This window comes from Stenotrophomonas sp. SMYL20 (genome assembly GCF_036320045.1).
Taxonomy (GTDB): domain Bacteria; phylum Pseudomonadota; class Gammaproteobacteria; order Xanthomonadales; family Xanthomonadaceae; genus Stenotrophomonas; species Stenotrophomonas maltophilia_A.
In genome coordinates this window covers 1-22,697 of sequence record NZ_JAWIRT010000025.1, presented here as the reverse complement: position 1 = coordinate 22,697, position 22,697 = coordinate 1, and the positions used below count along the sequence as shown (strand labels likewise).

Below are 22,697 nucleotides of genomic sequence, written 5' to 3'. Positions count from 1 at the left end.
TACTGCCGGATGGCAGGAGGTAGTGCCGGCCGCTGGCCGGCAACCTCGTTGGATTCACATCACGCGGGCAGTAGGTGCCGGCCAGCGGCCGGCACTACCGTTTCAGGTCACGTCGTGGACTTGCGCTTGAACACGCGCTGCACCACCACGAAGAACAGCGGCACGAAGAACACGCCGAGCACGGTGCCGACGATCATGCCGCCGAGCACACCGGTGCCGATCGCCTGCTTGGCACCGGAGCCGGCACCGGTGGAGATTGCCAGCGGCACCACGCCCATGCCGAAGGCCAGCGAGGTCATCACGATCGGGCGCAAGCGGTCGCGCACGGCGTGCATGATCGACTCGATCAGGCTGGCCCCCTTCTCCAGGTTTTCCTTGGCGAACTCGACGATCAGGATCGCGTTCTTGCTGGTCAGGCCCACCGTGGTCAGCATCGCCACCTGGAAGTAGATGTCGCGCTCCAGGCCCTTGAAGGTGTTGGCCAGCACCGCGCCGAGGATACCCAGCGGGGCCGCCAGCAGCACCGCGGTCGGCACGCTCCAGCTTTCATACATCGCGGCCAGGCACAGGAACACGATCATCAGCGACAGCGTGTACAGCAGCGGCGTCTGCGAGCCGGCCTGGCGTTCCTGGTAGGACATCGCCGTCCACTCGATGCCGAAGCCCGCCGGCAGCTGCTTGGCCAGCTGTTCGATCTCGGCCATGGCATCACCGGACGCGACACCCGGGGCCGGTTCGCCCTGGATTTCCATCGCCGACACACCGTTGTAGCGCTCAAGACGCGGCGAACCGTAGTCCCAGTGCTTGGTGGCGAACGCGCTGAACGGCACCATCTCGCCCTTGTCGTTCTTCACGGACCACAGATCGAAGTCCTCCGGCACCATGCGGAACGGCTGGTCGGCCTGCACGAACACACGCTTGACGCGGCCACGATCGACAAAGTCGTCGATGTACGAGCTGCCCCATGCGGCGGCCAAGGTACCGTTGATCTGGTCGATCGACAGCCCCAGCGAGGTCGCCTTGGCTGCATCGATGTCGATGCGGAACTGCGGCGTGTCTTCCTGGCCGTTCGGGCGCACGTTGGCCAGCTTCTTGCTGCCGGCGGCGAGGCCCAGCAGCTGGTTGCGCGCGGCCACCAGTGCCTCGTGGCCCTGGCCGCTGTTGTCCTTCAGGAAGAAGGTGTAGCCCGACGCGGTACCCAGTTCCGGAATGGCCGGCGGCGGGAAGGCGAAGATGAAGGCATCCTTGATCTGGCCCAGTGCCGCCATCGCGCGACCGGTGATCGGCATCACGCCATTGTCGGCGTCACGCTCGCTCCAGTCCTTCAGCTTGACGAATGCCATGCCCGCGTTCTGGCCCATACCGGCGAAGCTGAAGCCCTGCACCGAGAACACCGAGTCCACCGCATCCTTCTCGTTCTGCAGGAAGTGGTTTTCCAGTGCCGCGATCGATTCCAGCGTACGTTCCTGGGTGGCACCGACCGGCGCCTGCACCAGCGCCATCAGCACGCCCTGGTCTTCGTTGGGCAGGAACGAGCTGGGCAGGCGCACGAACAGCACGCCCATCAGCACGAACAGTGCCGCCACGATGCCCATGAAGCGCCACGGACGGTGGATGATGCCGCGCACACCGCGCTGGTAGCTCTCGCTGGTGCGGTCGAAGCCGCGGTTGAAACCATTGAAGAAACGACCGGACCAGCCCTTGTGTGCGACGTGGTGCTCACCCTTCTTCAGCGGCTTGAGCATGGTCGCGCACAGCGCCGGGGTCAGCACGATCGCGACCAACACCGACAGCGCCATCGCCGAAACGATCGTGGCCGAGAACTGGCGGTAGATCACGCCGGTGGAGCCGCTCATGAAGGCCATCGGCACGAACACCGCCGACAGCACCAGGCCGATACCCACCAGCGCGCCGGTGATCTGGCCCATCGACTTGCGGGTGGCCTCAAGCGGCGACAGTCCTTCCTCGGACATGATGCGCTCGACGTTCTCCACCACCACGATGGCATCGTCCACCAGCAGGCCGATCGCCAGCACCATCGCGAACATGGTCAGCATGTTCACCGAGAAGCCCAGCATCGCCAGCACGCCGAAGGTACCCAGCAGCACCACCGGCACGGCGATGGTCGGGATCAGGGTGGCGCGGAAGTTCTGCAGGAACAGGTACATCACCACGAACACCAGCACGATCGCTTCGATCAGGGTCTGCACCACGCCCTTGATCGACACGCGCACGAACGGGGTGGTGTCGTACGGGATCTCGGCCTTCAGGCCGGCCGGGAAGAAGCTCTTCATGTCCTGCAGCGCGGCATCCACGCCGGCCGCGGTATCCAGCGCGTTGGCGCCGGTGGCCAGGGTGACCGCCAGGCCGCTGGCCGGCTGGCCGTTGTAGCGGGTGACGAAGTCGTAGGACTCTGCACCCAGTTCGACACGGGCGACATCGCCCAGGCGCAGCTCGGCACCGTCCTGCGCACCGCGCACGATGATGTTGCGGAACTGTTCCGGGGTCTGCAGGCGCGACTGCGCATTGATGGTGGCGTTGAGCTGCTGGCCCTTGATCGACGGCGCGCCGCCGAGCTGGCCGATGGCCACCTGGGCGTTCTGTGCCTTGACTGCTGCGGTCACTTCCGCAACCGACAGGCCGTAGGTGTGCAGCTTGTTCGGGTCCAGCCAGATACGCATGGCGTACTTGCCACCGAACACCTGGATGTTGCCCACGCCCGGCACGCGGCTCAGACGGTCGACGACATTGGAACCGACGTAGTCGGCGATGTCGTTGGCGTCCATGCTGCCGTTCTCGGACACGAACGCGATGACGTTCAGGAAGCCCGAGCTGGACTTGGCCACGTTGATGCCCTGCCGCTGCACTTCCTGCGGCAGCAGCGGCATGGCCAGCTGCAGCTTGTTCTGCACCTGCACCTGGGCGATGTCCGGGTTGGTGCCGCTCTCGAAGGTCAGGGTGATGGTGGCCTGGCCGTTGGACGAGCTGTTGGAGGAGAAATAGATCAGGCCATCAAGGCCCTTCATGTTCTGCTCGATGATCTGCGTCACCGAGTCCTCGACCACCTTGGCCGATGCACCCGGGTAGGTGGCGCTGATTTCCACCGCCGGCGGTGCGACGTTGGGGTACATCGAGACCGGCAGCTTGAACAGGGCCAGGCCGCCGGCGAGCATGATGATGATGGCGATCACCCATGCAAAGATGGGTCGATCGATGAAAAAGCGTGCCATGGGGTTCTCCGCTTACTTCGCGTCGCCGGCCGGAGCGGCAGGCTGGGCGGCCGCTGCCGGCTTGGCCGGAGCAGCGCCCTTCTCGGTGGCCTTGACCGGCATGCCGGGGCCGATCTTCTGCAGGCCTTCGACAATGACCTTGTCGCCGGCCTTCAGACCGTCCTCGACCAGCCACTTGTCGCCGACCGTGCGGCTGACCTTGACCGGGCGCACTTCGACCTTGTTGTCCTTGTCGACCACCATCGCGGAGGTGTCACCCTTCGGATCGCGGGCGATGCCGGCCATCGGCACCAGCACTGCATCGCTGCGCACACCGCCGCCGATCACCGCGCGCACGTACGTGCCCGGCATCAGCAGGCCGTCCGGATTGTCCACCTTCACGCGCAGGCCGAAGCTGCCAGTGGCCGGGTCGACGCTGACTTCGGAGAACTCCAGCGTGCCCTTGTGCTCGAAGGTGCTGCCGTCTTCCATCAGGATGCTGACCGGCAGCGTCTGGTTGTCCTGCAGGCGGCCCGCGGCCAGCTCACGGCGAAGCTGCAGCAGCTCGGCCGAGGACTGGGTCAGGTCGACATAGATCGGGTCCAGCTGCTGCACGGTGGCCAGCGCATTGGCCTGGCCGGCGCTGACCAGCGCACCCTGGGTGACGCTGGACTTGCCGATGCGGCCGCTGATCGGCGCGGTGATGCGGGCGTAGCCCAGAGTGACGTTGGCCGCATCCAGCGCGGCCTTGGCGGCGCCGACGTCGGCCTCGGCCTGCTTCTGCGCGGCCACCGCGTTTTCCAGGTCCTGCTGGCTGACCGCATCAACCTTGGCCAGCTCGGTGATGCGCTTGGCACTCAGGCGCGCGGCGTTGGCGGTGGCCTCGGCCCGCGCCAGCTGGGCACGGGCACTGTTGGCCTGTGCGCGGTAGCTGGCGTCCTCGATCTGGTACAGCGGCTCGCCGGCCTTGACCATGCCGCCCTCGGTGAACAGGCGCTTGGCGACGATGCCGTTGACCTGCGGACGCACTTCGGCGACCAGGAAGGCGTTGGTACGGCCCGGCAGCTCGCGGGTGAGGCCCACGGTCTCGGACTTCAGCGTGACCACGGTGACGTCACCCGGGCCCTGTTCGGGGGCCTGGGGTTGGCCGCCGCAGGCAGCCACGGTCGCGGCGATTGCCAGCGACAGTGCAAAGGGTCGGATTCGGCTCAGCAACATGACGGAAAGGCTCTTGAAGGAAAGGGTCTCAGCCAGCGCTGATACGGCGGACCCTCCACCAGCGAAGGTGAAGACCGTGCGAACAGCGCCCACCCGGGTGGAGTGGGAGCCGGACGGGCCTGCCACGCACACGACGGGAATGATGGGTGCGAAATATACATACATGCTTGTTTGTTTGTAAACCGGTACAATTCAGCCACGTTTCACCCGCACTCGTACCCACACCCATGGCCCGCAAGACCAAAGAGGACACCCAGGCAACCCGGGAAGGCATCCTTGACGCCGCCGAAGCCTGCTTCCATGAACACGGCGTGGCCCGTACCACGCTGGAGATGATCGGTGCCCGCGCCGGCTATACCCGTGGCGCGGTGTACTGGCACTTCAAGAACAAGAGCGAGGTGCTGGCCGCGATCGTCGAACGGGTGCACCTGCCCTTCATGCAGGAACTGGAGCGCACCTCCACCGACCAGCGCGACACACCGGTGCACGACCTGCGCGCAGTGATGATCCACTCGTTCATCGAGCTGTCCGAGGACGAACGCCTGCGCAAGACCATGGAGATCATGCTGCGCAGCGACGCCTCGGCCGATACCAAGGTGCTGACCGAAATGCAGCAGGCCGGCTTCCGCGATGCGCTGGACCGGATGGAGCGCGCCCTGCGCCGCGCCCGCGATCTGGGCCAGCTGCGCGAAGGCGCCGACCCGAAGATCGCCGCGCGCATGCTGCACGCCACTGTGCTGGGCGTGCTGCACGGCGCGATGGTCGAACCGGAACTGATGGACCTCAAGCGCGATGGCATGCTCGCGCTGGACATGACCCTGGCCGCCTACGTGAAAGAAGGCGTGTTCGTGCCCGGAACGGTGCCCGAGCCGCTGCCGGAAGCATGAGCGGCATTGCTGCCGCCACTGCGGCACTGCACGATCTCTACCTGCCCGCAGGGCTGCAGTTGACCGGACCGATCGTGGCGGAAGCGGAAAGCGCAGAGTACGGTGCCTGCCGCTTTACCCTTGAGGGTCACAGCATCGTGTTCCGCGTCGCGAAGATCACCCCCACCAAGACCGGCCAGTTCGTAACCCTGTGGAAGCGCCCCGCCCCCGGTTCTGATATCGCTCCATTGGATGCAGCCGATGCTGTGCACTTCGTGGTGATCGCGGTCTTCGACGGAACACAGCGCGGGCAGTTCATCTTCAGTCGTGACCTGCTGATCGAGCGCGGCGTGATGTCGCGCGATGGCGAGGGCGGAAAGCGCGCCCTCCGTGTCTATCCGCCGTGGAGCACGCCGACCGCAAAGGACGCGATCCGGACCCGGCAGTGGCAGCTTCGTTGCTTCCTGCCCACCGGCGCCGATGTCTCCGCCTCCGCCGGTGATCGATTACGCTCACTGTTGGGTTGAACCCGGCGGACCTTCCCTTTTCTGGACGCATCGTGATGATCCTGGACAACGTGGTATGGGGCTTCATCGGCTGCGGCAGCGTCACCGAGAAGAAGAGCGGGCCGGCCCTGGCCAACACGCCGGGCTCACGGGTGGCGGCGGTCATGCGCCGCAATGCGGCGTTGGCCGAGGATTATGCGCGGCGCCATGCGATTCCCCGCTGGTACGCGGACGCCGATGCACTCATCGCCGACCCGGAAGTGAACGCGATCTACGTTGCGACGCCGCCCTCCACGCACAAGCACTACGCGTTGCAGGCGATTGCCGCGGGCAAGCCGGTCTACATAGAAAAGCCGATGGCCATGGATCACGCGGAATGCGAACGCGTGCTGGAGGCCAGCGCGCGCAGTGGCGTGCCGGTGTTCGTGGCCTATTACCGCCGCGCCCTGCCCCGCTTCGCGCAGGTGAAGCAGCTGCTGGACAGCGGCACGATCGGCACGCCGCGCAGCGTGCGCGCCACCCTGCACCGGCCACATTCGGCGAACGCTGCATCGCCGGACTTCTGGCGGACCAACCCGGCGATCGCCGGTGGCGGGCTGTTCGTCGATCTGGGCTCGCACACCTTGGACCTGCTCGACCATCTGCTGGGTCCGCTGAGCGATGTGCGCGGCCTGGCCAGTTCGTTGACCGGCGCTTACGCCGCCGAAGACAGCGTTTCGATGTGCTTCCGCACTGGAGTGGGCGCGCACGGCATCGCGCACTGGAGTTTCTGCGCGTTCCGCCGCCAGGATGAAATCGAAATCACCGGCGATCGCGGACAACTGCGCTTTGCCACCTTCGAGGACGTCCCGGTGGTTCTGGAGACCGAGGCCGGCGTGCAGGCGTTCGACATCCCGAACCCGCCGTCGATCCAGCAGCCGTTGATCGCCACTCTGGTGGATGAGCTGCGCGGCAACGGCCACTCGCCATCGAACGGCATCAGCGCCGCCCGCACCAGCGCGGTGATCGACCAGGTGCTGCAGGCCTACCGCACACGGCACTCGCGCTGACTGCCAAAGCAGAAGGCCGCCTTTCGGCGGCCTCATGCTTTGCAGCGTCGGGCGTTACAGGATGTAGCGGCTCAGGTCCGGGTCCTGCACCAGCTCACCCAGGTGCGCATCGACGTAAGCGCTGTCGATGGCCAGGGTTTCGCCGTCGCGGTCCGGTGCCTCGTAGCTGAGCGAATCCAACAGGCGCTCCAGTACGGTGTGCAGGCGACGGGCACCGATGTTCTCCTGGCGCTCGTTCACCTGGAAGGCGATCTCGGCCAGACGATCGATGGCGTCGGCAGTGAAGCTGACCTTGACGCCTTCGGTGGCCAGCAGCGCTTCGTACTGCTTGGTCAGCGCGGCCTTCGGCTCGGTCAGGATGCGCACGAAATCACCCTTGCTCAGCGCACCCAGCTCCACGCGGATCGGGAAGCGGCCCTGCAGCTCCGGAATCAGATCGCTGGGCTTGGCCAGGTGGAACGCGCCCGAAGCAATGAACAGGATGTGGTCGGTCTTGATCGTGCCGTACTTGGTCGACACGTTGGAGCCTTCCACCAGCGGCAGCAGGTCGCGCTGCACGCCTTCGCGCGACACGTCGCCACCACCCACGTTGTCACCACGCTTGGCAACCTTGTCGATCTCGTCGATGAAGACGATGCCGTGCTGCTCGCAGGCCTCGATCGCGGCAGTGCGGATGTCGTCCTCGTTGACCAGCTTGCCGGCTTCTTCCTCGATCAGCAGCGGACGCGCGGCCTTGATGGTCAGCGTGCGCTTGTGCGCCTTGGCGCCGCCGCCGAGGTTGGCGAACATCGACTTCAGCTGCTGGCCCATTTCCTCCATGCCCGGCGGGGTCATGATGTCCATGCTGACGTTGGCAGCCAGGTCGAGCTCGATCTCGCGCTCGTCCAGCTCACCGTTGCGCAGCATCTTGCGGAACTTGATGCGGGTCTCGTTGTCCTGCGCCGACGGCTCGTTGCGGGCGACTTCCGGATCGAAACCGATGCCACCGCTGCGGCGCGGCAGCAGCGCATCGAGGATGCGGTCTTCGGCGCGCTCTTCGGCCTGGGTACGCACGCGCACCTTGGCCTGTTCGCGATAGAGCTTCACTGCGGTATCGGCCAGGTCACGGATGATCTGCTCGACGTCCTTGCCGACGTAGCCGACTTCGGTGAAGCGGGTGGCTTCAACCTTGACGAACGGCGCGTTGGCCAGGGTGGCCAGTCGACGCGCGATCTCGGTCTTGCCGACGCCGGTCGGGCCGATCATCAGGATGTTCTTCGGCATCACTTCATTGCGCAGCTCGGGCACCAGCTGCATGCGGCGCCAGCGGTTGCGCAGGGCAATGGCCACGGCGCGCTTGGCGTCGTGCTGGCCCACGATATGCCGGTCCAGTTCCTGCACGATCTCGCGCGGGGTCATGGTGGCGGAGGAAACTTCGATCTTCGACATGGATGTGCTCACGGATTCATTGTCGGTAGTGCCGGCCACTGGCCGGCAACCAGGCACGCGTGCGGGGGATCATGAGGTTGCCGGCCAGCGGCCGGCACGCCCCTCACAGCTCCTCGACCACCACGTTGCGGTTGGTGTAGATGCAGATGTCGCCGGCAATGCCGATCGCTTCGCTGGCAATGGTGCGCGCATCCAGTTCGGTGTGCGCCATCAGTGCGCGCGCGGCCGACAGTGCATAGGAACCACCGGAACCGATGGCGATGATGCCGTCCTCCGGCTCGATCACATCACCGGTGCCGCTGATGATCAGCGAGGTTTCCTTGTCGGCCACTGCCAGCAGGGCCTCGAGCTTGCCGAGACGGCGCTCGGTGCGCCAATCCTTGGCCAGTTCGACCGCAGCGCGCTGCAGCTGGCCGTGCTTTTCCAGCTTGGCCTCGAACAGCTCGAACAGGGTGAAGGCATCGGCGGCGGCACCGGCGAAGCCGGCCAGCACCTGGCCGTCTCGGCCGAGGCGGCGCACCTTGCGCGCATTGCCCTTCATCACGGTGTGGCCCAGCGTGACCTGGCCGTCGCCGGCAATGGCCACGTGCTCGCCGCGACGGACGCAGACGATGGTGGTGGCGTGGAAAACGTTGGGATTCTGACTGGGGTCCATGCGGCCTCCGATAGCTGTTCCCGGGACATGGGGACAGCGCCGGGTGCGATCAAGCCTGTGCGGATGGCTGCCGTTCAGCGCTTGGCCGCGCCCCATCGACAGGAGGGCGCCTTTCTGACGAGCGCATCGCAATGCGCGCGGATCCCACCGCCCGAACGTGGAACACCTGCCGTTCAGCGTTTTGCCTGCGACGGCCGATCCGGATTCGGCTCGATGCCCCAGGCGAGGTACCAGTCTTCACCCTGCGTCTCGATCGGGTGCTGGGTGCGGCCGGAGCCATTGCCGCAGGCCAGGGCGTCAGCCGCGCAGTAGCGGTCGCAGCCCCAGCAGATGCGCTCGGGGTGTTTGGGATGCAACGGTATGGGCTTCGCCATGGTGGCGGTGTCCTCGTGGCCTGCGGCCACGATGCGCCGATAGCGCCCGCCCTGCCCTGATCCAGATCAAGGGCGCGCTATTCAGCCTTGTCGTCCTTGCTGCGGCGCTTCGCACGTGGATGCGCGGCGTCGTAGACCTTGGCCAGGTGCTGGAAATCAAGGTGGGTGTAGATCTGCGTGGTGGCGATGTCGGCATGGCCAAGCAGTTCCTGCACGCCACGCAGGTCACCGGACGATTCCAGGATGTGGCTGGCGAAACTGTGACGCAGCATGTGCGGGTGCACGTGCTTGAACAGGCCCTGGCGCTGCGCCAGCTGGCGGATGCGGATCTGCACCGCGCGTTGGCTGATCGGTCCGTTGCGGCCGGGAAACACCGGCGAGGCCGGGCCGCCCCCGCTTTCCGCACGCCACGCCTGCAGTGCTTCGCGTGCCGGCCGGCCGAACGGTACCCGGCGCTGGCGGTTGCCCTTGCCCAGCACGGTGACCAGGCCGCTGTCGAAATCCAGATCCCGCCAGGTCAGCGCGCAGACTTCGCTCAGGCGCAGGCCAGAGGAATAGAACAGTTCCAGCAGCGCGCGGTCACGGCGGCCGAGTTCACCTTCCGGTTCCAGCTCGACCAGCTGCACGGCTTCGTCGGCGTCAAGCACCTGCGGCAACCGGCGCGGCGCACGCGGCGCCTTCAGCGTCGCCGCCGGACTGACCTCGATGCGCCCGTGCTTGAGCAGCCAGGCGTAGAAGCTGCGGCAGGCCGACAAGCGGCGCTGCAGGCTCTTGGCTGACAGGCCTCTGCGGTGCTCGTCGGCAACGAACTGGCGCAGCGCCTCGGCATCGAGTGCTTCCACCGCAACACCGCGCGGCTCGGCCCAGGCCGACAGCGCGTCCAGGTCGCGGCGGTAGGCGTCGAGCGTATGTGCCGACATCCGCCGCTCTACCTGCAGATGCTGCAGGAAGGCCTGTACCGCGCTCATCGTCGTATCCTGCTCAGCCCGGGAAGCGCTTCAGGCCGGTGGCCAACGCATCGCCCATCATGCGCAGGAACAGCGTGCCCATGCCCGGGTAGAAGCGGTTCGGGTCGTGGCTGCCCACAGCAATCAGGCCCACGCCCGGCAACGGCAGCAGCGCGGTGGTCTGCACTTCTTCGCTGCGCACGCCGTACAGCACGGCATTCTTTTCCGGCTGCAGGCGCCCGCAGATCGGCTCGCCGTCGTTCAGGCAGTCGCGGAACGGGCCCAGCTGCGCATCATCGGCGGCGATCACCTGCAGCCAGTCGGCCTGTTCCAGCCCGGCCACCGGTGTGTGCACCACCAATCGCACCAGGTCGCCGGCGAAATCTTCCTGCAGCGAGGCAGCCATCGCACGCAGGGTGTCGGCGGCGTTGTCCTGCTTCATCAGCGCCAGGGTCAGCTGATGCGTGCGCACTGCCAGGCGTTCATTGACCTGGGCGGTGGCACCCAGATCGGCCAACCGTCGTGCCAGCTCGCGGTTCTTCTCGCGCAGCACTTCCAGCTGGTAGCTGGCCAGCGACGCGGTCGGGCCATCGTCGCGTGGCACCACCAGGGTCAGGGCCAGGTCCGGGAACTGCTTGAGGAAGCCGGGATGTCGCCGCAACCACGCAGCGACTTCATGGGCCCCGAGCTTGTCGACGGTTTCGGTCATGCGATCCACTCCCCTTCGAAGACGAATGCGGTCGGGCCGGCCATCACCACCGGCTGGCCATCGCCCGGCCACTGGATGCGCAGGTCACCCCCGGGCAGGCTGATGCGCGCATCGCGCTGCAGGCGGCCACGCTGCATCAGGGTCACCGCAGCGGCGCAGGCGCCGCTGCCGCAGGCCAGGGTTTCGCCGACGCCACGTTCATTCACACGCAGACGTGCATGCGCCGGGCCCATCACCTGGGCAAAACCCACGTTCACCGAGCGCGGGAACGAGGCATGCTGCTGCAGCAGCGAACCGACGCGCTCGACCGGTGCTGCATCGATCAGGCCCACTTCGATCACCGCGTGCGGATTGCCCATCGACACCGCGGCGAAGCGTATGCTCTCGCCCTGCAACGGCAGCAGGTACTCCTCGCGTGCATGGGCGAAGCCCACCAGCGGCACGTTGACCGGCTCGAACGCAGGCACGCCCATGGTCACCGCGAACTGGCCATCGCCCAGGGCCTTCACCTCATGACTGGCCAGCGGGCTGTCGATGACGAACTGATCCCCCTGCGCACTGCCCTCACGCACCAGCCAGGCCGCGATGCAGCGCGCGCCGTTGCCGCACTGCTCGGAGTTGGAACCGTCGGCATTCCAGATGCGGTACGACGCCACCGAGCCTTCCGCGCGCGGCGCTTCGATAGTCAGGATCTGATCGCAGCCGACGCCGGTGTGGCGGTCGGCCAGGCGCGCGGCCAGTTCAGGCGTGGGCGGCGCAGTGCCGTCACGCAGGTCGATCACTACGAAATCATTGCCCGCGCCATGCATCTTGCTGAAGCGCAGCGCCTTGGAACCGGCCTTACTCATTCCCGCCGCCCACCTTCTTCGCAGGTGCAGGCGCCGGTTGCGTGGTCGGTGCAGCCGGGTCCACGGTCGTGGCCGGCGTGGCGCTGCCCTGGGTCTCCGCCGGGGTCGCTTCAGTAGCGGGCTCGGCAACCGGTTCGACGGTTTCTTCCACCGGCACCGGCTTCTGCGGCAGTACCAGCGGGCCCTTGTTGCCGCAAGCGGCGAGGAGCAGCAGCGAGGCCGCTGCCAGCGGAATCAGGATGGCGTTTCGATGGGGGATCTTCATGCCCCGAGTATAGCCATTGGCGGCTGAGCGGTTGGTGCAGGGGATCGGGTTGCCGGCCAGCGGCCGGCACCACCGCAGGCGTTCAATCTGCAGGCGGCGGCAGCGGCCGGGTCCACAGCCAGATCGCCACCACGGTCATGCTGCCGATCGAGAACCACTTCACCCAGGCGATCGGCACGCACCACAGCATGATGCCGGCGCACACTGCCATGGTGATCGTGGCCATCCACTTGCCGTAGCGGCTGACCGCCCCGTGTGCCTGCCAGTTGGCAATGGCCGGGCCGAAGCGCGGGTGCTGCAGCAGCCAGTTGTGCAGGCGCTCGGAACCACGCGAGGCAGCCCAGGCCGAGATCAGGATGAATACGGTGGTCGGAAGGCCCGGCACGAAGATGCCGACGATACCGGTGCCCAGGCTGACGTAGGCCAGCAGCCACCACGCCCAGCGGAAACGCACCACGCGCGGTGGCGTGGCAGCATCGCGGGATGCGGAGGGGTCGGGCTGGCTCATGGCCGCAAGGATACCGGTTCGGGATGCCAGGCAACGCCCGGCACCCCTGCACCATTACGGCTGGGCGATGCCCAGCTGCTGCAGCACGAACGCGTACGACTCGGACAGTTCACGGTAGCGCTGGAAGCGCCCCGACTTGCCGCCGTGGCCGGCTTCCATGTTGGTGCGGAACAGGATCGGGTAATGGCCGGTGTTGTCGTCACGCAGCTTGGCCACCCACTTGGCCGGCTCCCAGTACTGCACCTGCGAATCCCACAGGCCGGTGCCCACGAACAGCGCCGGGTACGCCTGCTGCTTCACGTTGTCGTAGGGCGAGTAGGACAGCATGTAGTCGTAATACTGCTTCTGCTCGGGGTTGCCCCACTCGTCGTATTCGTTGGTAGTCAGCGGAATGGTCGGGTCGAGCATGGTGGTGACCACGTCGACAAACGGTACCTGCGCCACCATCACCCGGTAGTCCTGCGGCGCCTGGTTGGCCACGGCGCCCATCAGCAGGCCACCGGCGCTGCCGCCGGACGCGGCGACGCGATCCTTCGCCGCCCAGCCCTGTGCGACCAGGCCGCGGGTGACGTCGATGAAGTCGTTGAAGGTGTTCTGCTTGTGCAGCAGTTTGCCGTTCTCGTACCAGTCGCGGCCCATCTCCTGGCCGCCACGGATATGGGCGATGGCATACACCACGCCACGATCGAGCAGGCTCACCGCGGTCTGGTTGAAGTACGGATCCATCGACATGCCGTAGCTGCCATAGGCGTACTGGAACAGCGCGCCCTTGCCGTCCTTCTGGTAGCCCTTGCGGTAGACCAGCGACACCGGCACCTTCACGCCATCGCGTGCGGTGATCCAGACACGATCGGTTTCGTACTTCGACGCGTCATAGCCGATCACCGGCTGCACCTTCAGCTGGCGACGCTCGCCGGTGGCGGTGTTCAGCTCGAACACGGTGGTGGGGGTGGTCATCGAGGTGTAGACGTAGCGCAGCCACGGCGTATCGGCCTCGGTGTTGTCGCCCAGGCCCATCGAGTACGCCGGCTCATCGGCCTTCACGTAGTCGCTGCGGCCATCCTTGAACAGCAGGCGGATGCGTTCCAGGCCCTCGGAACGTTCGGCGATGGCAGTGTACGCATCGAACAGCTCGAAGCCTTCGATGAACACCGCATCGTCATGCGCGATCCAGTCCTTCCACTGTGCGCGCGAGGTCGCATCGGTCGGTGCGGTGACCAGCTTGAAGTTCTTCGCACCGTCGTTGGTGCGGATCACCCAGCGGCCGTCGTAGTGGTCAGCGTCGTACTCCACATCGCGCTGGCGCGGCGCCAGTACGGTGAACGTGGTCGGGTCGCTGGCCGGCGCGTAGCGCTCTTCCGAGGACACAGTGCTGTGCACGCCGATGGTGATGAAGCGATCGTCGCGGGTGCGGCCGATGCCCATGTAGAAGCTGTCGTCCTTCTCTTCGTAGACGACGGTGTCGGCACTGGCCGGGGTGCCCAGCACGTGCTTCTTCACGCGTACGGTCAGCAGCGTTTCCGGATCGTTCTCGACATACAGCACGGTGCGGTTGTCGTCGGCCCAGACCAGGTCGCCGGAGCTGCCGGTGATCACATCGGGCAGCACCTTGCCGGTAGCCAGGTCCTTGAAGCGGATGGTGTACTGGCGGCGACCGACATCGTCATCGGCCCAGGCCAGCAGCTGGTTGTCCTGGCTGACTTCCATCGAGCCGACGCTGAAGTAGCCCTTGCCGGCGGCCATCGTGTTGACGTCCAGCAGGATTTCCTCGGCGGCATCCATGCTGCCCTTGCGGCGTGCGTGGATCGGGTAGTCCTGGCCGGTCTCGAAGCGGCTGTAGTACCAGTAGCCGCGCTCGCGCGCCGGCACACTGGAATCGTCCTGCTTGATGCGGCCGACGATCTCCTTGTACAGGGTGTCTTCCAGCGGCTTCAGCGGCGCCAGCAACTGGTCGGCGTAGGCATTCTCGGCCTGCAGGTAGGCCAGCATGTCCTTGTTCTCGCGCTTGTCGTCGCGCAGCCAGTAATAGTCGTCGTTGCGGGTCGCGCCGAACGGCGCCTTGACCACATGCGGATGCTTGGCGGCATCCGGCGGAACGGGCGGCGTGGCGGCGGTGGCAGTGGTGGTCATCAGGCTCGCAAGCAACAGGCAGAGGGTGGATTTCATGAGATAAGGCTCCTTGAGCCGCAATGCAATGGCGTCCTTGTGCTCGAGTCTGGGTTGCAGGAGGGTTGCGGGCAACCCTGCGGATCGTCATGGGTCGTGCTGGCCGCTGGCCGGCAACCTCGGGATAAACAGAGGCGGGGGGTTGCCGGCCAGCGGCCGGCACTTCCAGGACGCGCGGCGTACCATGGGCACATGAGTACCCTGCCCCACACGCCGGGCTACAGCCGGCGCAGCCATGAAATCGCTCCGTTCCACGTGATGTCCCTGCTGGCCCGCGCGCAGGCGCTGGAACAGGCGGGCCACGATGTGATCCACCTGGAAATCGGCGAACCGGACTTCACCACGGCCGAACCGGTCGTGCGTGCCGGCCAGGCCGCATTGGCCGCCGGCCATACCCGCTACACCGCCGCACGTGGCCTGCCGGCCCTTCGCCAGGCGATCAGTGGCTTCTATCGCAGCCACTACGGGCTGGATATCGATCCCGAACGCATCCTGGTCACTCCCGGCGGCTCCGGTGCGCTGCTGCTCGCCAGCAGCCTGCTGGTCGACCCCGGCCGCCACTGGCTGCTGGCCGACCCCGGCTACCCCTGCAACCGTCATTTCCTGCGCCTGGTGGAAGGCGGTGCACAGCTGGTGCCGGTCGGCCCGGACACCGCCTACCAGCTCACACCGTCGCTGGTGGAACAGCACTGGAATGCCGACAGCGTCGGCGCACTGGTGGCCTCCCCCGCCAATCCGACCGGCACCGTGCTGTCCGCCGACGAACTGGCGGCACTGTCGCAGGTCCTGCACGCGCGTGGCGGCCATCTGGTGGTGGACGAGATCTACCACGGCCTGACCTACGGCCTGGATGCACCCAGCGTGCTGCAGGTGGATGACAGCGCGTTCGTGCTGAACAGCTTCTCCAAATATTTCGGCATGACCGGCTGGCGGCTGGGTTGGCTGGTGGCGCCGCCGGCGGCGGTGCCGGACCTGGAAAAGCTGGCGCAGAACCTGTACATCAGCGCCTCAAGCATCGCCCAGCACGCCGCACTGGCCTGCTTCAGCGAGGAATCGATGGCGATCTTCGAACAGCGCCGCGAGGCGTTCCGCCAGCGCCGTGATTTCCTGCTGCCCGCGTTGCGCGAGCTGGGTTTCCGCATCGAGGTCGAGCCGCAGGGCGCGTTCTACCTGTACGCCGACGTCAGCGCGTTCACCGACGACGCACAGGCCTTCTGTGCGCACTTCCTGGAAACCGAGCACGTGGCGTTCACCCCGGGGCTGGATTTCGGTTTCCATCGCGCCAACCAGCATGTGCGCCTGGCCTATACCCAGGAAGTGCCGCGGCTGCAGGAGGCGGTGGCGCGGATTGCACGCGGGTTGAAGAGCTGGGGCGCCTGATCGATCTGCGCGAACGGCATCCACGCATGGCGTGGATCTATTGACCCAGCGCACGATACGTAGGTAGATCCACGCCATGCGTGGATACGTGAACCCAACGAAAAACGCCGCCCTGGGGCGGCGTTTTCCGTTCTGCTTACTTGCCGCCCAACCGCTCCCACAGGAAGCTGTAGGCCAGTGCGGACATGTGTGCGGCCTGCGCGTTGTTGGCTGCGCCGCCGTGGCCACCTTCGATGTTCTCGTAGTAGGTCACGTCCTTGCCGGCGTCGATCATCTTCGCCGCCATCTTGCGGGCATGACCCGGGTGCACGCGGTCATCGCGGGTGGAGGTGGTGAACAGCACCGGCGGGTAGTTCTTCTTCTCGTTGAACAGATGATACGGCGAGAAGGTCTTGATGAACTCCCAGTCGCTGGTATCCGGGTTGCCGTACTCGGCCATCCACGAGGCACCGGCCAACAGGTGGCTGTAGCGCTTCATGTCCAGCAGCGGCACCTGCACCACCACTGCACCGAACAGCTCCGGGTACTGGGTCAGCATGTTGCCGGTCAGCAGGCCACCGTTGCTGCCACCTTGGACGCCCAGGTGCTTGGCACTGGTGATCTTGCGCTTGACCAGATCGCGCGCCACCGCAGCCATGTCTTCATAGGCCTTGTGACGGTTCTGCTTCAGCGCGGCCTGGTGCCAGCGCGGGCCGTACTCGCCACCACCACGGATGTTGGCGACCACGTACACACCGCCTTTCTCCAGCCAGGCGCGGCCCATGCCACCTGAGTAATTCGGGGTCAGCGAGATCTCGAAGCCACCATAGCCGTACAGCAGGGTCGGGTTGGAGCCGTCCAGCTTCATCGCCTTGTCGTGCACCACGAAGTACGGCACGCGGGTGCCATCCTTGCTGGTGGCGAAGTGCTGCTCGATCACCTTGCCCTTGGCATCGAAGAAGGCCGGCATGGTCTTCAACGTTTCCGGCGCCTGGCCGATCTCGGCCAGAGCCAGCGTGGTCGGGGTCAGGTAGTCGGTGGCGGTCAGCCACACCGCATCGCTGTCGTTGCTGTCCACTGCGCCCACCGCCAGCGTGCCAAAGGCCGGCGCGCCGACGAAGCGGCTGGTCTGCCAGCCATCGGCGCCCGGGGTCAGCACCGACAGGCGGTTCTTGACGTCATCCAGCACGTTCAGCACCAGGTGGCTCTTGGTCCAGGTGGCGCCGGCCAGCGAGGTGGTCGCGGTCGGGGTGAACAGCACCTCGAAGTCGCGCTTGCCGGCCAGGTAGTCATCCAGCTTGGTGGCCAGCAGCGAACCGGACGCGTAGGTCTTGCCGCCCACGGTCCACGGATCGCGCAGTTCCAGGGTCAGCCACTGCTTGTGCAGGCCCTTCTCGGCCGAGTTCGGCGCGTCGATCTTGGTCAGCGTGCCGTCGTCGCCACGCAGGTAGAGCTCGTTGTTGTAGAACGCCAGCGTGCGGCTGACCAGGTTGCGCTCGAAGCCCGGGGTGTCATCGTGCATCGCCGCGATGTACATGTCCTCCGGCTTGCCTTCGTACACCACGGTGGCCGAGGTCATCGGCGTGCCGCGCTTCCACAGCTTGGCCACGCGCGGGTAGCCGGAGGTGGTCATCGAGCCCGCACCGAAGTCGGTGTAGACGAACACGGTGTCGCGGTCGACCCAGTTGAGGCCGCCCTTGGACTCTGGACGGAAGAAGCCGTCCTTGATCCAGGTCTTGTTGGCCAGGTCGAACTCACGGGTGACGTCGGCGTCGGCGCCACCGCGCGACAGCGCGATCAGGCAGCGGCTGTAATCCGGGCGCAGGCAATCGGCGCCGTGCCAGACCCAGTTCTCACCCTCGGCCTTGTTCAGCGCATCCAGGTCGAGCACGGTTTCCCACTGCGGCGAGGCCTTGCGGTACTCGGCCAGGGTGGTGCGCCGCCACAGGCCGCGCTCGTGCTGCTGGTCCTTCCAGAAGTTGTAGTAGTAGTCGCCGATCTTCTGCACGCCGGGGATCTTGGCATCGGAGTCGAGCACCTCGCGGATGCTGGTCTCCATCTGCTTGAAGGCCGGGGTCTGCGCCAGGCGCGCCTCGGACTTGGCGTTCTGTTCCTTGACCCAGGTCAGCGGCTTGTCGCCGGTGACGTCTTCGAGCCAGGCGTAGCGATCGGTGTCTTCAGCGGCCACGGCGGTCCCCACCGAGGCAGCGGTCATCATGCCGGCCAGCAGGCAGGCGGAAGCGAGTCGAGACATTGCAGCTCCAGGCAGTCATAAGCCGTGGAACGCTAGCATGGATCGCCGCGGCCGCCCCCGTGTCGAAGGTCAGGCCGCGGCGGTGGAGCCGCGACGGCCTCGCGCCGCCCCGCCGCTACGGCGACGTGCCTGTCCACCGGTACGACGCGCCAGCCGCAGCCACGACAGGCGCGGCAACGGAAAGCGCAGCAACGCCCACCAGGCCACCAGCGGCATGCCCACCAGCCACATGGGTAGCCAGCCCAGCCAGGCACTGCTGCCGCGCGCGGCCGGCCAGACCAGTACCAGCGCCATACCGGCCAGGGCCAGCTGCCGCACGCTGCGCAGCAGGCGCGGGTCGGCACGCTCGAGAATGACGCGTTCAGTTGCAGAGCGGCGGACGGAACGTGCGTTCATGGGGCTTCTCCGGTGGACAATGCAACACAGCATGGGTAACCCCCTTCTCACAGGTTGCGACACCATTGACGGATCGCGTGCACACAGTCGACCATGCGCGTGCAAGCCCACTGGAGCCCGCTCCCGCATGACTTCGATCCGCCCGCTCTGCGCCGCGCTGCTGGCCCTTTCCCTGGCCGGCCCCGCCGTGGCCGCCAGTGAGCCGCCGTCGCCCCGTACCAGCGCCTCTGGTGCGGCTGCCCTGGACGCACCGATCGACCTGAAGCGCTTCATGGGCACCTGGTATGTGATCGGCCGCGTGCCGAACTTCATCGAACGTGGCCATGTCGCCAGCGTCAACGAGTACGAGTTGCGCGACGCGCACAAGGTCGGCATCACCTACCGCTACCGTGATGGCTTCGGCGAACCGCTGCAGGAAGTGCGTGCCCGCGCCAGCGTCGACCCGGACAGTGGCAACCACGGCTGGCGCACCTGGTTCTACCGTGTCGTGCCCACCCATTCGAGGGTGCTGGAAGTAGCGCCGGATTACTCGTGGGCACTGATCGGCTACCCGGGCCGCGAAATGGCCTGGATCTTCTCGCGTACGCCGGACATGGACAAAGCCCTGTACAAGGAGCTGGCCGAGCGCCTGCGTGACGAGTACGGCGTGAACACCGACAAGCTCAAGCGCGTGCCGCAGCACCCGGAGCAGGTCGGCAAGCTGGGCTACGAAGTACCGAACGTGCGTTGATTGCAGGTGGGATTGCCGGCCAGCGGCCGGCACTACCGTTTCCAGGCAATGGGGTAGAGCCGGCCGCTGGCCGGCTGCCGCGATGCACCGGGCGACGCCGGGGGCAGCGCCCCGGCGCCTCGTCATTTGCGGCTGTAATGCGCGACCAGGCGGTCGCCGAGCATCTGCAGCAGCTGCACCAGAACCAACAGCAGGACCACGGTAACCAGGGCCACGTCGGTGTGCGAACGCTGGTAGCCATCGCGGAACGCCAGGTCACCAAGGCCGCCGGAACCAATCGCGCCGCCCATCGCGGTGAAGCCGATCAGGGCCACGGTGGTGACCGTCGCACCGGCGATCAGGCCGGGGCGCGCCTCGGGCAGCAGCACGCGGGTGACCAGCTGCCAGGTGGTGGCACCCATCGACTGGGTCGCTTCGATCACGCCACGGTCCACTTCGCGCAATGCGGTTTCGACCAGGCGCGCGTAGAACGGCGCGGCACCGATCACCAGCGGCACGATCGCACCGCGTACCCCCAGCGACGTCCCCATTAGGAACAGGGTGACCGGGATCAGCACGATCATCAGGATGATGAAAGGCACCGAGCGCAACAGGTTCACCACCAGCGCCAGCACGCCGTAGGCGAACGGACGGCGCTTCATCTGCGGCGCGCCGAACAGGTACAGCAGCACGCCCAGCGGCAGGCCGATGGCCAGGGTCAGCGGCAGCGAACCGAGCAGCATCAGCAGGGTGTCGATGGTGGCCTGGCCGATGTCGGCCCACTTGCCCGCATCCAGGTGGCGGAAGAATCCGCCGGCAGTGGCGATGATCATCGACGCAACTCCTCAACGTGCACGCCGGCAGCCACGAACGCGGCCTGCGCGGCGGACTGGTCACCGCCCACCAGGGCGACCACCAGCTGGCCATACGGGGTGTCCTTGATCCGGTCGATACGGCCGGACAGGATGTTGTAGTCGACCCCGGTCTCCCGCGCGACACTGCCGAGCAGGGGTTCGTAGGTGTCTCCGCCGAGGAAGGTCAGCCGCACGATGCGGCCACCGACGGCATCGAAATCACGATGCAGCGCACCTTCATCCACGTGCTCCGATTCGCTGACGAAACGGCGCGTGGTCGGGTGCTGCGGATGCAGGAACACCCGGGTGACCGGCCCGGTCTCGACCATCTGGCCGGCGTCGAGCACGGCGACACGGTCGCAGACACGGCGGATCACATCCATCTCGTGGGTGATCAGCACGATGGTCAGGCCCAGCTCGCGGTTGATCTTCGACAGCAGCGACAGCACCGAGGCCGTGGTCTGCGGATCCAGCGCGCTGGTGGCCTCGTCGCACAGCAGGATCTGCGGGCGGGTCGCCAGCGCACGGGCGATGCCGACGCGCTGCTTCTGCCCACCGGACAGCTGTGCCGGGTACTTCTGCGCGTGCGCCTCCAGGCCCACGGTCTGCAGCAGCTCGGCCACGCGTGCATCGATCTCCGCCTTCGGCGTGCCCGCCAGCTCCAGCGGGAAGGCAACGTTGCCGGCCACCGTGCGCGAAGACAACAGGTTGAAGTGCTGGAAGATCATGCCGATGCGCCGGCGCAGCGCGCGCAGGCCGTCCGCATCCAGTGCGGTGACATCCTCGCCACCGATCAGCAGGCGACCACCGCTGGGCTCTTCCAGGCGGTTGATCATGCGGATCAGGGTCGACTTGCCGGCGCCGGAATGGCCGATGATGCCGAATACCTCACCGGCCTCGATGGTCAGGTCCAGCGGCTGCAGCGCGCTGACTGCGCGGCCGGCAACGGCATAGGATTTGTGCAGGCGCTGGAACTCGATCACGGGCGTGGCTCACCGGCTGGGTGACGGAAGGGGGCGTGCAGCCTACCAGCGCAAGCGGTCGCGCGCCCGCGCCATGGGCCAGAATGTTATTCCTTTTGGTTCTAAGTCGCCCGCACCCGGTAGTGTCGGCCGCTGGCCGGCACCTGCAGCGATCCCTCCGAGGCAAGGAGTTGCCGGCCAGCGGCCGGCACTACCCCGGCTCAGGGATGATCCAGCGGCTTCGGCGGTTCCTGCCGGTTCACCCGCTCACGGTGCAGCAGGTACAGCCCCGAGGCGACGATGATCGCCGCGCCCACCCAGGTATAGCTGTCCGGCAGCTGGCCCCAGAAGGCCAGGTCCCAGCCGATCACCCACACCAGGCCGCTGTACTCCAACGGCGCGATCATCGACGCCTCGCCCAGCTGGAACGCCTTGGTCAGGGCAATCTGGCCCAGCGCCCCAGCCAGACCCATGCCGGCGATCAGCGGCGCATGCGCCAGCTGCAGCGGCACCCAGCCGGGAAGGGCCAGCAGGCCGGCACCGATGGCCATGATCACCAGGAACCAGACCACCATCGACTGCGAGGTATCGGTGCGGGTGAGCAGGCTGACCGTGATCGCCGCCACGGCATACGCGGTGGCCGCGGCCAGCACCATCAGCCCCGGCACCGAAATGAAGCCGTCCACGCCCGGCCGCAGCACCACCAGCACGCCGACCAGGCCGATGCCGATGGCCACCCAGCGCCGCGGGCCAACCCGCTCACCCAGCAACGGCACCGACAGCGCGGCGATCAGCAGTGGGGCAACGAAATAGATGGTGTAGGCGGTGGACAGCGGCAGGTCACGCAGGGCGAACACGAAGCAGCCGATCATCGCCATGCCCAGCCCACCACGCAGCAGGTGCAGGCCCCAGCGGCGCGGGATCAGCGAGCGCGGGCCGGCGCTGACCAGCACCCAGACCAGCACGAACGGCAACGAAGCCGCACCACGCAGGAAGGTCACTTCCAGGGTCGGATAGCTGGCCGACAGCTGCTTCATGCCAGCATCCATCAGCGAGAAACAGGCGACCGCAGCGACCATCCAGGCCACCGCACGCGAAGGGGAGCGTTGCACATTCATGGCCCATTATCGCCGACAGCACCGGTTTGTAGAGTCGAGCTTGCTCGACTGGCCGTTTTGTAGAGTCGAGCTTGCTCGACTGCTCTTCACAAAGCCGCCGAGCATGGCTCGGCGCTACAAGGGAGGGAGCCAGTCGAGCATGGCTTGTATGTTCCTCCCGGCTCCTACGAGGTATGTAGGAGCCAGGGTGGAGGGACCGTCAAGCATGCATCTGCGGATACTAGCCGACAGACGAGTCGAGCGATCCCCATCCCGCACACGAACGTCGATAAAGGATCGTACGGCCCCCAAAGGGGA

The 22,697-nt window shown here is 66.6% G+C and carries 21 protein-coding genes; 5 read left to right on the top strand and 16 right to left on the bottom strand.

Annotation, left to right across the window (positions count from 1 at the left end; all coding sequences use genetic code 11):
• Positions 1-107: 107 nt before the first annotated feature.
• Together smeE and smeD are read right to left on the bottom strand one after the other, a co-directional pair.
• Positions 108-3,230, bottom strand: coding sequence for a multidrug efflux RND transporter permease subunit SmeE (gene smeE / locus V3B48_RS17450; RefSeq protein ID WP_049399247.1), 3,123 nt, complete (start codon positions 3,228-3,230; stop codon positions 108-110).
• 12 nt (positions 3,231-3,242) lie between these two features.
• Positions 3,243-4,427, bottom strand: a complete 1,185-nt coding sequence (gene smeD, locus V3B48_RS17445) for a multidrug efflux RND transporter periplasmic adaptor subunit SmeD (protein ID WP_154264460.1) — start codon at positions 4,425-4,427, stop codon at positions 3,243-3,245.
• A 227-nt stretch (positions 4,428-4,654) separates the two neighbouring features.
• Here smeD and smeT point away from each other — a divergent pair, with 227 nt between their 5' ends.
• The 3 genes from smeT to V3B48_RS17430 are packed head-to-tail and all read left to right on the top strand — an operon-like array spanning position 4,655 to position 6,848.
• Complete coding sequence (gene smeT / locus V3B48_RS17440; RefSeq protein ID WP_111202805.1) at positions 4,655-5,314, top strand: efflux transporter SmeDEF transcriptional repressor SmeT; 660 nt, start codon at positions 4,655-4,657, stop codon at positions 5,312-5,314.
• On the top strand, positions 5,311-5,820 hold the full coding sequence (locus V3B48_RS17435; RefSeq protein ID WP_125893435.1) for a MepB family protein: 510 nt from the start codon (positions 5,311-5,313) through the stop codon (positions 5,818-5,820). Before smeT ends, V3B48_RS17435 begins: the two co-directional genes overlap by 4 nt.
• A gap of 35 nt (positions 5,821-5,855) precedes the next feature.
• Positions 5,856-6,848: a Gfo/Idh/MocA family oxidoreductase gene (locus V3B48_RS17430; RefSeq protein WP_329894139.1), complete on the top strand. Its 993-nt coding sequence runs from the start codon at positions 5,856-5,858 to the stop codon at positions 6,846-6,848.
• A 54-nt stretch (positions 6,849-6,902) separates the two neighbouring features.
• On the opposite strand, the gene hslU is transcribed toward V3B48_RS17430, so the two are convergent.
• From hslU to V3B48_RS17385, 9 genes are all read right to left on the bottom strand, one after another.
• On the bottom strand, positions 6,903-8,276 hold the full coding sequence (gene hslU / locus V3B48_RS17425) for an ATP-dependent protease ATPase subunit HslU (RefSeq protein ID WP_014038532.1): 1,374 nt from the start codon (positions 8,274-8,276) through the stop codon (positions 6,903-6,905).
• A gap of 103 nt (positions 8,277-8,379) precedes the next feature.
• Positions 8,380-8,931: an ATP-dependent protease subunit HslV gene (gene hslV / locus V3B48_RS17420; RefSeq protein ID WP_005411093.1), complete on the bottom strand. Its 552-nt coding sequence runs from the start codon at positions 8,929-8,931 to the stop codon at positions 8,380-8,382.
• Positions 8,932-9,104: 173 nt separating this feature from the next.
• Positions 9,105-9,305 carry a DUF3079 domain-containing protein gene (locus tag V3B48_RS17415; protein ID WP_032129030.1) on the bottom strand — a complete coding sequence of 67 codons (201 nt, stop codon included), beginning with the start codon at positions 9,303-9,305 and terminating at the stop codon, positions 9,105-9,107.
• A 77-nt stretch (positions 9,306-9,382) separates the two neighbouring features.
• Positions 9,383-10,273 (bottom strand): tyrosine recombinase XerC, encoded by an 891-nt coding sequence (gene xerC / locus V3B48_RS17410; RefSeq protein ID WP_329894138.1) that lies wholly within the window; start codon positions 10,271-10,273, stop codon positions 9,383-9,385.
• A 13-nt stretch (positions 10,274-10,286) separates the two neighbouring features.
• Positions 10,287-10,961 (bottom strand): DUF484 family protein, encoded by a 675-nt coding sequence (locus tag V3B48_RS17405; RefSeq protein ID WP_125893427.1) that lies wholly within the window; start codon positions 10,959-10,961, stop codon positions 10,287-10,289.
• Entirely contained in the window at positions 10,958-11,809 is an 852-nt protein-coding gene (dapF, locus tag V3B48_RS17400) for a diaminopimelate epimerase (protein WP_049399235.1), read from the bottom strand. The genes V3B48_RS17405 and dapF overlap by 4 nt, the downstream gene beginning before the upstream one ends.
• On the bottom strand, positions 11,802-12,074 hold the full coding sequence (locus V3B48_RS17395) for a lipoprotein (RefSeq protein WP_032129015.1): 273 nt from the start codon (positions 12,072-12,074) through the stop codon (positions 11,802-11,804). Before V3B48_RS17395 ends, dapF begins: the two co-directional genes overlap by 8 nt.
• Before the next feature lie 82 nt (positions 12,075-12,156).
• The gene (locus V3B48_RS17390) at positions 12,157-12,582 is read right to left on the bottom strand and encodes a YbaN family protein (protein WP_049399233.1); all 426 of its coding nucleotides are present in this window, start codon (positions 12,580-12,582) and stop codon (positions 12,157-12,159) included.
• 54 nt (positions 12,583-12,636) lie between these two features.
• Complete coding sequence (locus tag V3B48_RS17385) at positions 12,637-14,748, bottom strand: S9 family peptidase (RefSeq protein WP_134951027.1); 2,112 nt, start codon at positions 14,746-14,748, stop codon at positions 12,637-12,639.
• Between the two features lie 192 nt (positions 14,749-14,940).
• Here V3B48_RS17385 and V3B48_RS17380 point away from each other — a divergent pair, with 192 nt between their 5' ends.
• Complete coding sequence (locus tag V3B48_RS17380) at positions 14,941-16,128, top strand: pyridoxal phosphate-dependent aminotransferase (RefSeq protein ID WP_329894137.1); 1,188 nt, start codon at positions 14,941-14,943, stop codon at positions 16,126-16,128.
• A 136-nt stretch (positions 16,129-16,264) separates the two neighbouring features.
• Here V3B48_RS17380 and V3B48_RS17375 read toward each other — a convergent pair whose 3' ends face one another.
• Entirely contained in the window at positions 16,265-18,361 is a 2,097-nt protein-coding gene (locus tag V3B48_RS17375) for a prolyl oligopeptidase family serine peptidase (RefSeq protein WP_197615758.1), read from the bottom strand.
• 69 nt (positions 18,362-18,430) lie between these two features.
• The gene (locus V3B48_RS17370; RefSeq protein WP_329894136.1) at positions 18,431-18,757 is read right to left on the bottom strand and encodes a hypothetical protein; all 327 of its coding nucleotides are present in this window, start codon (positions 18,755-18,757) and stop codon (positions 18,431-18,433) included.
• Between the two features lie 127 nt (positions 18,758-18,884).
• On the opposite strand from V3B48_RS17370, the gene V3B48_RS17365 reads away from it, so the two are divergent.
• Positions 18,885-19,487, top strand: a complete 603-nt coding sequence (locus V3B48_RS17365; protein WP_010481371.1) for a lipocalin family protein — start codon at positions 18,885-18,887, stop codon at positions 19,485-19,487.
• A gap of 122 nt (positions 19,488-19,609) precedes the next feature.
• Here V3B48_RS17365 and V3B48_RS17360 read toward each other — a convergent pair whose 3' ends face one another.
• The 3 genes from V3B48_RS17360 to V3B48_RS17350 form a co-directional block, all read right to left on the bottom strand.
• Positions 19,610-20,299 carry a methionine ABC transporter permease gene (locus tag V3B48_RS17360; protein ID WP_032129021.1) on the bottom strand — a complete coding sequence of 230 codons (690 nt, stop codon included), beginning with the start codon at positions 20,297-20,299 and terminating at the stop codon, positions 19,610-19,612.
• A complete protein-coding gene (locus tag V3B48_RS17355; RefSeq protein WP_032129022.1) occupies positions 20,296-21,303 on the bottom strand; it encodes a methionine ABC transporter ATP-binding protein in 1,008 nt (335 codons plus the stop codon). The genes V3B48_RS17360 and V3B48_RS17355 overlap by 4 nt, the downstream gene beginning before the upstream one ends.
• A gap of 200 nt (positions 21,304-21,503) precedes the next feature.
• Positions 21,504-22,400 (bottom strand): DMT family transporter, encoded by an 897-nt coding sequence (locus V3B48_RS17350; protein ID WP_049399222.1) that lies wholly within the window; start codon positions 22,398-22,400, stop codon positions 21,504-21,506.
• Positions 22,401-22,697: the final 297 nt, after the last annotated feature.

What these genes read in the sequence shown, in the direction of transcription:
- smeD (WP_154264460.1), bottom strand. Translation starts at nt 4,427, where the DNA reads ATGTTGCTGAGCCGAATCCGACCCTTTGCACTGTCGCTGGCAATCGCC.
- V3B48_RS17375 (WP_197615758.1), bottom strand. Translation starts at nt 18,361, where the DNA reads ATGTCTCGACTCGCTTCCGCCTGCCTGCTGGCCGGCATGATGACCGCT.
- dapF (WP_049399235.1), bottom strand. Translation starts at nt 11,809, where the DNA reads ATGAGTAAGGCCGGTTCCAAGGCGCTGCGCTTCAGCAAGATGCATGGC.
- smeT (WP_111202805.1), top strand. Translation starts at nt 4,655, where the DNA reads ATGGCCCGCAAGACCAAAGAGGACACCCAGGCAACCCGGGAAGGCATC.
- V3B48_RS17435 (WP_125893435.1), top strand. Translation starts at nt 5,311, where the DNA reads ATGAGCGGCATTGCTGCCGCCACTGCGGCACTGCACGATCTCTACCTG.
- V3B48_RS17390 (WP_049399233.1), bottom strand. Translation starts at nt 12,582, where the DNA reads ATGAGCCAGCCCGACCCCTCCGCATCCCGCGATGCTGCCACGCCACCG.
- V3B48_RS17360 (WP_032129021.1), bottom strand. Translation starts at nt 20,299, where the DNA reads ATGATCATCGCCACTGCCGGCGGATTCTTCCGCCACCTGGATGCGGGC.
- V3B48_RS17385 (WP_134951027.1), bottom strand. Translation starts at nt 14,748, where the DNA reads ATGAAATCCACCCTCTGCCTGTTGCTTGCGAGCCTGATGACCACCACT.
- hslV (WP_005411093.1), bottom strand. Translation starts at nt 8,931, where the DNA reads ATGGACCCCAGTCAGAATCCCAACGTTTTCCACGCCACCACCATCGTC.
- V3B48_RS17380 (WP_329894137.1), top strand. Translation starts at nt 14,941, where the DNA reads ATGAGTACCCTGCCCCACACGCCGGGCTACAGCCGGCGCAGCCATGAA.
- smeE (WP_049399247.1), bottom strand. Translation starts at nt 3,230, where the DNA reads ATGGCACGCTTTTTCATCGATCGACCCATCTTTGCATGGGTGATCGCC.
- V3B48_RS17405 (WP_125893427.1), bottom strand. Translation starts at nt 10,961, where the DNA reads ATGACCGAAACCGTCGACAAGCTCGGGGCCCATGAAGTCGCTGCGTGG.
- V3B48_RS17430 (WP_329894139.1), top strand. Translation starts at nt 5,856, where the DNA reads ATGATCCTGGACAACGTGGTATGGGGCTTCATCGGCTGCGGCAGCGTC.
- xerC (WP_329894138.1), bottom strand. Translation starts at nt 10,273, where the DNA reads ATGAGCGCGGTACAGGCCTTCCTGCAGCATCTGCAGGTAGAGCGGCGG.
- V3B48_RS17415 (WP_032129030.1), bottom strand. Translation starts at nt 9,305, where the DNA reads ATGGCGAAGCCCATACCGTTGCATCCCAAACACCCCGAGCGCATCTGC.
- hslU (WP_014038532.1), bottom strand. Translation starts at nt 8,276, where the DNA reads ATGTCGAAGATCGAAGTTTCCTCCGCCACCATGACCCCGCGCGAGATC.
- V3B48_RS17365 (WP_010481371.1), top strand. Translation starts at nt 18,885, where the DNA reads ATGACTTCGATCCGCCCGCTCTGCGCCGCGCTGCTGGCCCTTTCCCTG.
- V3B48_RS17395 (WP_032129015.1), bottom strand. Translation starts at nt 12,074, where the DNA reads ATGAAGATCCCCCATCGAAACGCCATCCTGATTCCGCTGGCAGCGGCC.
- V3B48_RS17370 (WP_329894136.1), bottom strand. Translation starts at nt 18,757, where the DNA reads ATGAACGCACGTTCCGTCCGCCGCTCTGCAACTGAACGCGTCATTCTC.
- V3B48_RS17350 (WP_049399222.1), bottom strand. Translation starts at nt 22,400, where the DNA reads ATGAATGTGCAACGCTCCCCTTCGCGTGCGGTGGCCTGGATGGTCGCT.